Genomic DNA, 11,281 nt, shown 5'->3' with positions numbered 1-11,281 from the left:
TCTCGGTTAGTGGCGCGCTACGACCGTTGGCTAGCCGCCAATGGTTTAGACAAGCCCTGCCGCAGTTGTATTCCCCGCGAGCACGATAAACCCGAGCAAAAATAATATGGCTTGGTTTGATACTCATTGCCACCTCGATTTCCCTCCCTTTAATGATGATTTAAGCGGCCATTTGGCCAGTTTTGCCAACGCCAATGTGGCGCTTTGCATGGTGCCGGCGGTATCGCCTGATAATTGGCAAACGGTATTGGATTTGGCCAAGTTGCCAAGTATTAGTGTGGCGCTGGGTTATCATCCTTGTTTTCTCAATAGTCAGGCCTTAGGCCAAGCAGTACAAGCTTTAGAACCAGAACTTGAGCACTTATACGAGTTGCTGAAACAAGCGCTTGGCCAAGTAAGTGCTTGGGGGGAATGTGGTCTTGATGGACGCTTTCCTGAGACGATGGCGCACCAGCAGTTTGCTTTTAGTTGGCAAATAGCAGCGGCGCAAGAGCTGTCTTTGCCTTTGCTGATCCATTCGGTTCGGGTGCACGATCAGGTGGCACAGCTGTTAAAACAGCAGCAGTTTACTCAAGGTGGGATTATTCATGGCTTTAGTGGTAGTTATGTACAAGCCAGTCGCTTTGTGGATTTAGGCTTTAAAATTGGGGTTGGTGGCACCATTACTTGGCCGCGTTCAGAGAAGACCCGTAAGGCCTTAAAACGCTTACCCTTAGATGCCTTGGTATTAGAAACCGACGCACCGGACATGCCGCTCTACCAAATGACCCAGTCACACAATACGCCATTAAATTTAGCAGTGATTTTTCAGCAGCTGGTGGCACTGCGCAGCGAATCGAGTGAACAGCTTGAGTCGGCACTGTGGCAAAACAGTGTTCAGGCGCTAAATTTATCGATGTGATCGGCGTTCACCGCCGCCACCGCCGCGCTGACTAACTGGCTACCACTTAATGGCTTATCACTGCAGCCTAGGCGCATCGCTGGTGTTTGCCCTTGCTTATCGCTCAATACATAGTTAAACAGGGCACGGTTGATTTCAAATAGCGCATTCACCGAACTGGCACTTTTAAGCTGCTTAGACATGCTTTGTTCTAGATGTTCAAAAAAGGCCTGGCAGGCCATTGGCCGAGGCAAGTTAACCGGCATTGGTGAGGCTTGAGCCGAGGTAATGCTGCAATAGGCGCCAAAGTCTGCAGGATACCAGCGATCGTTCCACCAACCTACTTTGTTACCTCCTTCGCCCATATCGGTTTCGGTGCGCGGGTGATGATAGATGTAATACACCTCAGCTTGTTTGTTGCGAATTGCCTCCACACAAGACATTAGCGCCGCGCCGCGAATACTGCTTTCATGTTCAATATAGTGATGAAAGCGCGCAGCTCCGTGGGTAAAACCAGACAATAACTGAAAATGCGCATAAGCACATACCGAAGGCTGAATAATATGAGTGCCACGCAGGTGAGAGGTGGGCCCATAATGCAAGTCTTCAAAATGGTAGCGGTTCAGGGTGAGCTGATAGCGGCGCTTTAAGGCTTCTACTATGGGGTTATCTTGCAGTGCCGGTAAGGTGGTGGAAGGGCGCTGCTGATAGTAAACCGCTTGGCTTAATTCAACCTGAGTTTGGTTATGGGTGTGCAGCAATACATAACCTGATTGAACCTCGTTAGAACATAAGGCCCAAATGCGTTTTTGTTCGGAAAATTCGTGCACCTTGCTCTCGGTATGCAGGGCAATAAAGTCATGCGGTAGGGCGCGTTGTTCCTGTAAGCGGCTATAAAAGCGCAGGCAATGGTAAAGCCTTTGTAATAGCTGGTAGTAGATTTTGGGGGCAATGCTTAATTGCTGCATGATTTGCTGTGGATTGTGTCCTTGGCTTAAAAAGTTAAACAACTGACACAATTGCTCGGTATTTTTAATGTGCGGTTGAGTAAATACACTTTGGCACTGTCGGCATTGATAACGCTGGCTATTGGCACCAGTTTTGCCATAGCGTTTGACCCCCACGGTGGGCCCCAAAAAGAAGCCCGGTTCACACTGGCTACAACCGCAAGGCGCTTTGCTTAAGTGTTGCTGGGCGCGCTCTGCTACTACTAAATTAACGCTATGACTGTCTACTAAAGGGGGGTAACTGCCACAGGCTTTACAGTGCAGGGCGGGGTAACCTAATTGCTGGCTTTTGGCTAAGTAGTCAGAGCTTTCAGTGACCCCAAAATTAGGACAGCGACAGTTTTTGCAGCAGTTAAACTCTTGTCTAAAGGCAAACTCTTGCTGTTGGGCGGCGTTTGGACTGATATTCACTTTAAAACTCTTTTCAACATATTTAGTAACTAGGCCTAGTGTGACTAATCCTTGACAAATATCCCGTGATTTAGCTCACGAAATTAGCCGTTCCCTCCGCCTAGACTGCACGCATCAACTTAGGGGAACTGTGGCGATTTACTTGTTTAATATGATTGCCACCAACAAAAGGAAGGTGCTTATGAACGAAGTCATTATTGCCTTAGTAACAGGCGCAATCGTAGGCGTGGTATTTAGTGCAATTAAACTGCCCTTACCTGCGCCACCGGTTCTATCTGGTATTGTCGGTATTGTTGGTATCTATTTAGGCGGCATGGCCTACCAACAAGTGATACAACATTTTTTCTCTTAATGTTTTTAGCATAAATCAACATCCAGAGAAAAGCCGCCGAAAGTTACCTATAGTTGCACAGTGCATTTGAGATAAATCACTCAGCTTAATGGTAATGAGAAACTTTATCAACACATGTGGTTAACATGGTGTTAAATGGAGTTTATAACTCGATTAGATTTGATCTAACTAGCATTTAGCCAGCTAAGCCAAGGTATGATCATGGTCCGTAGAAGTCATTACAGCTTGGTAAAGACGAGGCTAGACCTAAACGGATACTGTAAGTGTAATGGAATACCAATTCTGGCTTGTTGTTGTGGCTTCTTGCTTAGTACTAAACCACTAGAGCAATGTCGGTTTAATAAAAATATAACTAGTTAATTAGGGACACGTATGAATAATACATTAATGAGCTTGGTAGGCGTAGTTGCGCTGCTAGGGATAGCATTCTTGCTCTCCGATAATAAAAAATCAATTAACAAACGTACCGTATTTGGCGCTTTTGCTATTCAAGCAGGCTTCGGTGCATTTGTACTTTACATTCCGTTTGGCCAAGACGTTTTGGCAGCGGTATCTGGTGGGGTTCAGTCTGTTATCGACAGCGCTCAAGCTGGTATTGCCTTCCTGTTTGGCGGCTTAGGCAGTGATGCCATGTTTGGCAACGGGGTGGGCTTTGTATTTGCAGTACGTGTATTACCCATCATTATCTTCTTCTCTGCTTTAATTGCGGTGCTTTATTACTTAGGCATTATGCAGAAGATTATTTTGGTGATTGGTGGTGCCTTACAAAAAGTCTTAGGTACCAGTCGTCCAGAGTCTATGTCGGCCACGGCTAACATTTTTGTTGGTCAAACCGAAGCGCCTATCGTAGTGAAGCCCTTCATTCCTAAAATGAGTGAATCAGAGTTGTTCGCCATTATGGTGGGTGGTTTAGCCTCAGTTGCGGGTTCAGTATTGGCGGGTTATGCCGGTTTAGGTGTAGAGCTTAAGTACCTGATTGCCGCTTCTTTCATGGCAGCTCCTGGTGGTTTGTTAATGGCTAAAATGATTAAGCCAGAGACCAATCCTTCTGAACAAGATATGGATGCCACTCTAGCCGAAGAAGAGCGCCCATCTAATGTGATTGATGCCGCGGCCGCTGGTGCTTCAACTGGTATGCACTTAGCGCTTAACGTTGGCGCAATGCTGTTGGCTTTCATTGGCCTTATCGCGCTATTAAATAGCATGGTAGGTGGTATTGGTGGTTGGTTTGGTGTTGAAGGCCTAACCATTCAATTAATCCTAGGTTATATCTTTGCTCCCGTAGCGTGGATTATTGGTGTGCCTTGGGCTGAAGCGGTACAAGCAGGTAGCTTCATTGGTCAAAAACTGATTGTGAACGAGTTTGTTGCTTACATCGATTTTGTTGGTGCTCGCGAAACGCTTTCTCAACATACTCAAGTGGTGATTACCTTTGCACTGTGTGGTTTTGCTAACTTGTCGTCTATTGCGATTCTACTGGGTGGCTTAGGTAGCATGGCGCCAACTCGCCGTGGTGATATTGCCCGTTTAGGTCTTAAGGCCGTAGCCGCAGCCTCGTTAGCTAACTTAATGAGCGCCGCACTTGCTGGTTTCTTTGTCAGTCTGCTATAGCTAGTAAGGCTTCCCGGTTAAGCTCCGGGAAGCCTTAATACAGCGCTATCTATTGCTGCTCTAGCACTAGGTTTAATCTTTAAATACTTGAGGAATAATTATGTCTCAGTCTCTTACTGCTGTGGCCCGTACAGCCCTTTCTTTAATGGACCTCACCACCTTAAATGATGACGATACTCGTGAAACGGTGGCGGCCCTTTGCAGCCAGGCTAAATCAGCTGATGGCCAAGTTGCTGCGATTTGTATTTATCCTCGTTTCATTCCTTTCGCCCGTAAGGTGTTAGCTGAGCTTGACGCCAGCGAAGTGAAAATTGCAACGGTAACTAACTTCCCGTTAGGTGAAGATGATGTGGCTCTAGCCGTTGCCGAAACCAAAGCTGCAGTGGCTTACGGTGCAGACGAAGTAGACGTAGTATTTCCATGGCGCGCCTTAATGGCCGGTGAAGAACAGGTCGGCTTTGACTTGGTGCAGCAATGTAAAGCGGCTTGTGGCGAGATTAAGCTAAAGGTGATTATTGAAAGTGGCGAATTAAAAAGCCCAGAATTAATCGCAAAAGCCAGTGAGATTGCGATTAAAGCCGGTGCCGATTTTATTAAAACGTCTACCGGTAAAGTGCCGGTAAATGCTACCCCAGAAGCGGCAGAAATCATGCTTAATGCGATTGCCGAGTTTAACCCTGACTGTGGTTTTAAAGCAGCGGGTGGGGTGAAAAGTGCTGAACAAGCAAAAGTTTACTTAGATCTTGCTAGCAATATTCTGGGGAATGACTGGTTAAGCCAAGCCCATTTCCGCTTCGGTGCCTCTAGCTTATTAGCGGCTTTACAAGCCACCATTGCGGGTGACGAGAGCGCCCAAGCGGGTGCTGGTTACTAAGCTTTTTCTGTAGACTCATTGTTAAGGAATGCTGATGTTTTTTCCTCAAGAAATCATTCGACGTAAACGTGATGGCCATGCGCTATCGGTGGCTGAAGTCCAGTTTATGGTTGATGGCATCACCACCGGCCAACTCAGTGATAGTCAGGTAGGGGCCTTTGCTATGGCGGTCTACTTTAATGGCATGACCGCAGAAGAAGCTACTGCGCTCACTTGCGCGATGCGTGATTCTGGCCAAGTACTCAGCTGGCAGCATCTTGATTTACCCGGTCCAGTAGTCGACAAGCATTCCACTGGGGGCGTAGGTGATTTAACGTCGTTAATCTTGGGGCCCATGGTGGCAGCATGTGGCGGTCATGTACCGATGATTTCGGGGCGTGGTTTAGGCCATACCGGTGGGACTTTAGATAAGCTGGAGTCCATTCCCGGTTATTCTATTACCCCTAGCACTCAGCAATTTGAAAACATTGTAAAAGAAGTGGGTATTGCCATCATCGGACAAACCGGTGAATTGGCGCCCGCCGATAAACGCCTATATGGCATTCGAGATGTGACCGCTACGGTGGAGTCTATTCCGTTGATCACCGGTTCCATTCTCAGCAAGAAACTTGCCTCAGGCCTTGATGCCCTAGTTATGGATGTAAAGGTGGGCAGTGGTGCCTTTATGCCTGACTTCGCTCAATCAAAGGCCTTGGCTGAAAGCATTGTTACCGTGGCCAATGCCGCCGGAGTGAGATGCAGTGCGCTGCTCACTGATATGAATCAGCCGCTGGCGCCCAGCGCCGGTAATGCTGTAGAAATCGCCGAAACGCTGCGGTATTTGCAAGGGGATACCTCGGCCTTGCGTTTACATCAAGTTACTACTGCGCTAGCCAGTGAGATGCTGATATCTAGTGGCTTAGCTGATAACCAGCAGCAGGCCGAGCAAAAATTGGCCGACAGTATTAGCTCTGGTGCAGCTTTAGAGCGCTTTGCCAAAATGGTGAGTGCTCTTGGTGGGCCTAATGATTTTGTTGAGCGTAGTGAACATTATTTAGCAAAAGCCAAGGTGGTTAAGCCGGTACTGGCAAGACACAGTGGCATGGTCAGCCAGCTAGATTGCCGTGACTTAGGCATGGTGGTAGTAGGCTTGGGTGGTGGACGCAGTGTTCCCGGTGCCGCTATTGATCACAGCGTAGGGCTTAGTGGGCTGGTTCAGTTGGGTGACCTTGTAGATAAAGGACAAGCCCTGTTAATTTTGCATGCCAACGACGAAGCTTCTTGGCAGGCCGCTGAAAAACAAATTCAACAAGCGATTACGTTGGCTGAAGCCGGGGCTGATTTTGAGCAGCCACAGTCGGTGTATCAGCGCATTATTGCTGGTTAAGGAGATCCTATGAAACGTGCGATTATTTTAATGCTTGATTCCTTTGGTATCGGCGCCACCGCGGATGCAGATAAATTCGGCGACCAAGGTGCTAATACCCTGCTACACATTGCTGAGCAATGTGCGCAAGGAAAGGCCGAGCAAGGTAGAACCGGCCCGCTTAACATTCCTAATTTAAATCGCTTAGGTTTAGGCCAGGCCTGCGCCGATAGTGGTGGAGTCTTTCCTCCAGGGTTAGATGCCAGCATTAAGCCCACTGGCCAACATGGCTATGCGGCGGAACTGTCCAGTGGTAAAGATACCCCCAGTGGTCACTGGGAAATCGCTGGTGTACCCGTATTGTTCGATTGGGGCTATTTTAGCGAAACCGAAAATAGCTTCCCGCAGAGCCTGTTAGATGAGTTGGTTAAACGCGCCGACTTACCCGGGTATCTGGGTAATTGCCATGCCTCGGGTACCGAGGTATTAGAGCGCCTAGGCGAAGAGCACATGGCGAGCGGTAAGCCGATTTTTTACACCTCGGCCGACAGTGTTTTTCAGATCGCCGCGCATGAAGAAACCTTCGGTTTAGAGCGTTTGCTGAAACTTTGCGAAATTGCTCGTGAACTGGTCGACCCTTACAACATTGGCCGAGTGATTGCCCGTCCGTTTGTTGGCAACAGCGCTAAGGATTTTGCCCGCACCGGTAACCGCCGCGATCTATCAGTATTACCGCCTGCGCCAACCCTACTCGACCGCATGGCCGAGGCCGGTGGTGAAGTGGTGAGTATTGGCAAAATTGCCGATATTTATGCTCAGCAAGGTATTACTCGCAAGGTGAAAGCGACCGGCTTAGAGGGTTTGTTTGATTTGACCTTGAGTGAAATGGACCGCCAGGTTGATAATAGTATTATTTTTACCAACTTCGTGGATTTTGATTCATCCTATGGGCATCGACGCGATGTAGCGGGTTATGCGGCGGCGCTAGAGTATTTCGATCAACGTTTGCCGGAATTACTGGCCAAGCTTAGCGATGAAGATATTGTGATTATTACCGCCGACCATGGTTGTGACCCTACATGGCAAGGGACGGATCATACTCGCGAACATATTCCGGTGATTTTTTACGGCAAAAAACTTGCCGCCAAAAATGTCGGTAAGCGAGATACTTTTGCCGATATTGGTCAAACCATTGCCGATTACCTGAAGTTGCCTGAGCTTGATTACGGCAGCAGCTTTTTATAAACAATTCTGAACTGTCGCACAGGGAGTGCGGCTTCAAATTCACTGTTAGGAGATTTTATGGCTACCCCTCATATTAATGCTAAACCGGGTGATTTTGCCGAAACGGTTCTTATGCCAGGCGACCCGCTGCGTGCCAAACACATCGCAGAAACTTTTTTAGAAGACGTTGTAGAAGTAACTGGCGTACGTAATATGCTGGGTTACACTGGTACCTATAAAGGAAAACGGGTATCGGTTATGGGATCTGGTATGGGGATCCCCAGCTGCTCTATTTATGCTCACGAGCTATATACTCAATATGGTGTAGAAAACATCATTCGAGTGGGCAGCGCTGGCGCGGTAAGTAACGATATTAAACTGCGCGACGTAGTAATTGCCATGGGCGCTTGCACTGACTCGAAAGTTAATCGGGTTCGTTTTAACGGCCACGACTTTGCCGCTATTGCCAACTATGAGTTATTACGTGCCGCCGTTGACAGCGCTAAAGCGCAGGGCATTGATGCTAAAGTGGGCAATATTTTCTCCGCTGATTTGTTTTATTCACCCGAACCAGAGATGTTTGATGTGATGGAAAAACACAACGTTTACGCGGTAGAGATGGAAGCGGCTGGCCTTTATGGTGTGGCGGCTGAGTGTGGCAAGGCGGCCTTGTGTGTGGTGACCATTTCTGACCATATTCGCAGCGGAGAGAAAACCACTGCCGAAGAACGTCAAACCACCTTCAACGATATGATTATCCTTACTCTTGAGTCTTTGCTTTAGTCTTGGGCTCGTTCACTTCTGGCGGCGATGTCTGCCAGAAGTTGCTTCGCTTGTTTAGCCTTTTTACGCTGCGCCCGTGCATTAATATTAAATAATGTCGCCAGATGGCGTTTTCGCGATAATACCCGAGTTAATAGAAAACCAATACAAATCGACACCAAGAACATCATCATCATTTTCGATTGGCTATGGCTGATGTAGGTATTGGCTTCGGCGAGCAACGTGGTGTGCTCTAGGGTGATCCGTAAAAAGCCCAAGGTTTCGCCTTGTTCTCCTCTGATTTCCGCTACGTAGGGGCGTCGTCCAAAGCCTTCTAGTGGAGTATGGTTAGCTCCAGCAAGAGGCAACAGCTGGGTTAGCGGCAGCGCCAGTTGCGAGCTTGCCAGTCGCAGGCCTCGGTTGTCGTAAATTGAGGCATCTCTTACGAAATGCTCTTTAACCAAGGCATTGACCAATTCACCCAGTTCTTGGTTATTATCTTGGTCGATATAGGTGGCGGCGTTTAACGCGGCGAGAGAGGTGAGCGAGCGGGCCAGTTTTTCGGTTTGGTTTTCAATTAACTGCTCACCGCTGTGCTTTAAATCAAGGTAATAATAGAACACCCAAATACAGCACAGAATGGCGAGTATAAATTGGCTGAATTGAATGATTCGATAGCGTCTAACAGCGGATTTGGCCACATACACCTCTTTTTTATCTGCAAAGCCATTGTAGGTGCTTGCCAAACCAAAAAGCAATACGCTATCTTGATGCGCCGCAATTTTCTAGAAACAAGGATTTAGTTTGGACTCTCCACATCGCCTCGACAGCTTACCGCAATCTCTTAGTCAGTGGTCTTTAGCCTTAAAAACCTATCCCTATCAGTTATCTGCCGAACAAGGTTTAGTGGCCGGGCAAGCCGCCTTAACCGGTGCTTATGTATTAGCTTGGTCCAAGGATTTATTGCTTGAAGATTTCATCAAGCTAACTCAAACCTTGCTGCAACAGCCTTTGCAATTATGTGGGGTACTTCCTGCGGCGGGAAATACCTGTGTTTTGTTGCAAAGTGCCGCTGATAGTACTTGGTGTAAGCAGCAGCTCGCGCAGGCTCAGTTGACATTTGATGCGGTAGCCTTAGATAGCCTGCCAGATCTAAGCCAAGCGGGTGTGGTATTGATGGACATGGATTCCACCACCATTCAAATAGAATGTATTGATGAAATAGCTGCCTTAGCCAATGTCGGTGAAGAGGTTAGTGCCGTTACCGCCGCCGCGATGCGTGGAGAATTAGACTTTGAGCAAAGCTTGCGTACTCGTGTTAGTAAGCTAAAAGGCGCCCCAGAGAGCATTTTGCAGCAAGTGGCCGACAATATGCCGTTAATGCCAGGCCTAAGCTGTTTAATTTCAACCATTCATGATGCCGGTTGGAAGGTCGCGATTGCTTCCGGTGGTTTTACTTATTTTGCCGAGCGTCTACAGCAAGATTTAGGTTTTGATTATGTGCAAGCCAATGTATTAGAAATTGAGCGGCAGACCTTAACCGGCCAAGTTGTGGGCGGCGTGGTTGATGCGCAGGTTAAAGCGAATATCTTGGCGCAGTTAAAACAGCGTTATGGGGCCACTCAAACCGTGGCTATTGGTGACGGAGCCAATGACTTAAAAATGCTAGCCGCCGCCGATTTTGGTGTGGCGATTCATGCCAAGCCTTTAGTGCAACAGCAAGCCCAACTGGCGATTAAACACAGCGATTTAGATGGCGTAGTCTGTATTTTGCTAGCCGCTAAAATGCTAGCGGCTTAAGTTATTATTATGCAGCGCTGAAGTTAAAGCGCTGCATAAGTTCTTCAGTTACGTCAGTCACTTCTATCACACCGGCCACACTCCATAACTCGTCTTCCAGCTGCTTAGCGCGGTGAATCGCATAATGGCTGATGTAGTCTAATTCACGCTGAATGTACTCAGTATCAGGACGACCCACTCGAGAGAGTTGTAGGTTAAAGGCATTAACTTGGCCGCGCCCGGCGCTTAACTGGACAAAGTTTCGCAGCTGTTGAATTGAGTCAAAGTTGCCACTGCAACGCACTGCTAACAGTTTATCGCTATCTTTGGCAGTGACCGTAATCACTTCAATTTTTTCAGGATTGTCGCTGGGTTTATGGCTGCGCAGCTGAGTAGCTAAAAAGCTGGCTAGGTTTTCACTGGATAAAAACTGGCTTAAGTCGGCAGTATGTTTGCTGCTATCAATGTTTAGCCATTTGTCGCTATCTTGAGCAAAGGCACCGTAGGTGACACATTTCACCTCTAATGAACCCGGTACTTTATGGATGAACATGGCGCGACAAAACAGGGGGGCACATAAAATTTGGCGTAGCGCATCGGATAGCCCTGCTATTGCCTTACCCTCTGGGAGTGCCGGTAGCTTGTCGAGGTTATTACTGATCAACTGCTGGAAGAAGCGACTCCCTTCATGAGCGCGCCCCTTGCTCTCTGCAGCCTTGAGGTTGTATACCGTTTTGCTGTTATTGCAGTTGGTCACCTGATAGGGGAGGTGAGATAAACTGAAGTTTTTCACCAGTTTCTGAAATTGAGGAAGGGCTAAATAAAGGGTATCGCCAATTTCATAGTTGAGTGGTGTTTCTAGTTCTATTTTCATCCCCGACACCGAGAAATCAGCAGTCCAGCCGGTTTCGCTACGGTTTTGCTCGGCGACTTCCACTTCAACCAAAGAGCGGTGCTGATAGCGATTTTCTTTTCTTAGCTGTAAGTATTTGTAATTGATTTGCTCGAATTGGGTCTTTTTTTGTTTGCTCTGGTT

11 protein-coding genes are annotated in these 11,281 nt (G+C 47.7%); 8 read left to right on the top strand and 3 right to left on the bottom strand.

Going from position 1 to position 11,281, the window contains the following annotated elements:
* Nucleotides 1-106 precede the first annotated feature (106 nt).
* The gene (locus ACQY6Q_RS17235; RefSeq protein WP_427983343.1) at nucleotides 107-901 is read left to right on the top strand and encodes a TatD family hydrolase; all 795 of its coding nucleotides are present in this window, start codon (nucleotides 107-109) and stop codon (nucleotides 899-901) included.
* On the opposite strand, the gene ACQY6Q_RS17230 is transcribed toward ACQY6Q_RS17235, so the two are convergent.
* Nucleotides 877-2,298: a hypothetical protein gene (locus tag ACQY6Q_RS17230; RefSeq protein ID WP_427983342.1), complete on the bottom strand. Its 1,422-nt coding sequence runs from the start codon at nucleotides 2,296-2,298 to the stop codon at nucleotides 877-879. The two genes, ACQY6Q_RS17235 and ACQY6Q_RS17230, sit on opposite strands and share 25 nt — an antisense overlap.
* 181 nt (nucleotides 2,299-2,479) lie before the next feature.
* Between ACQY6Q_RS17230 and ACQY6Q_RS17225 the strand changes: the two genes are divergently transcribed.
* From ACQY6Q_RS17225 to deoD, 6 genes are all read left to right on the top strand, one after another.
* Nucleotides 2,480-2,650, top strand: coding sequence for a XapX domain-containing protein (locus ACQY6Q_RS17225; protein ID WP_427983341.1), 171 nt, complete (start codon nucleotides 2,480-2,482; stop codon nucleotides 2,648-2,650).
* A 372-nt stretch (nucleotides 2,651-3,022) separates the two neighbouring features.
* Nucleotides 3,023-4,261, top strand: coding sequence for a NupC/NupG family nucleoside CNT transporter (locus ACQY6Q_RS17220; protein WP_427983340.1), 1,239 nt, complete (start codon nucleotides 3,023-3,025; stop codon nucleotides 4,259-4,261).
* 100 nt (nucleotides 4,262-4,361) lie between these two features.
* On the top strand, nucleotides 4,362-5,135 hold the full coding sequence (gene deoC / locus ACQY6Q_RS17215; protein WP_427983338.1) for a deoxyribose-phosphate aldolase: 774 nt from the start codon (nucleotides 4,362-4,364) through the stop codon (nucleotides 5,133-5,135).
* 34 nt (nucleotides 5,136-5,169) lie between these two features.
* Nucleotides 5,170-6,501, top strand: coding sequence for a thymidine phosphorylase (gene deoA / locus ACQY6Q_RS17210; RefSeq protein WP_427983337.1), 1,332 nt, complete (start codon nucleotides 5,170-5,172; stop codon nucleotides 6,499-6,501).
* Between the two features lie 9 nt (nucleotides 6,502-6,510).
* Nucleotides 6,511-7,725, top strand: coding sequence for a phosphopentomutase (locus ACQY6Q_RS17205; RefSeq protein ID WP_427983336.1), 1,215 nt, complete (start codon nucleotides 6,511-6,513; stop codon nucleotides 7,723-7,725).
* A 57-nt stretch (nucleotides 7,726-7,782) separates the two neighbouring features.
* Entirely contained in the window at nucleotides 7,783-8,487 is a 705-nt protein-coding gene (deoD, locus tag ACQY6Q_RS17200) for a purine-nucleoside phosphorylase (RefSeq protein WP_427983335.1), read from the top strand.
* On the opposite strand, the gene ACQY6Q_RS17195 is transcribed toward deoD, so the two are convergent.
* Nucleotides 8,484-9,167 (bottom strand): YtjB family periplasmic protein, encoded by a 684-nt coding sequence (locus tag ACQY6Q_RS17195; protein ID WP_427983333.1) that lies wholly within the window; start codon nucleotides 9,165-9,167, stop codon nucleotides 8,484-8,486. The two genes, deoD and ACQY6Q_RS17195, sit on opposite strands and share 4 nt — an antisense overlap.
* Nucleotides 9,168-9,270: 103 nt before the next feature.
* Here ACQY6Q_RS17195 and serB point away from each other — a divergent pair, with 103 nt between their 5' ends.
* Complete coding sequence (gene serB, locus ACQY6Q_RS17190; protein WP_427983331.1) at nucleotides 9,271-10,266, top strand: phosphoserine phosphatase SerB; 996 nt, start codon at nucleotides 9,271-9,273, stop codon at nucleotides 10,264-10,266.
* A gap of 7 nt (nucleotides 10,267-10,273) precedes the next feature.
* Here serB and ACQY6Q_RS17185 read toward each other — a convergent pair.
* Nucleotides 10,274-11,281, bottom strand: a 1,008-nt coding sequence (locus ACQY6Q_RS17185; RefSeq protein WP_427983329.1) for a PilZ domain-containing protein, incomplete at its 5' end; no start/stop codon positions are given.

It is taken from the genome of Agarivorans sp., from assembly GCF_050295395.1.
Taxonomy (GTDB): Bacteria; Pseudomonadota; Gammaproteobacteria; order Enterobacterales; family Celerinatantimonadaceae; genus Agarivorans.
The sequence above is the reverse complement of the archived record's forward strand: the minus strand, read 5'-3'. Positions and strand labels throughout refer to the sequence as shown.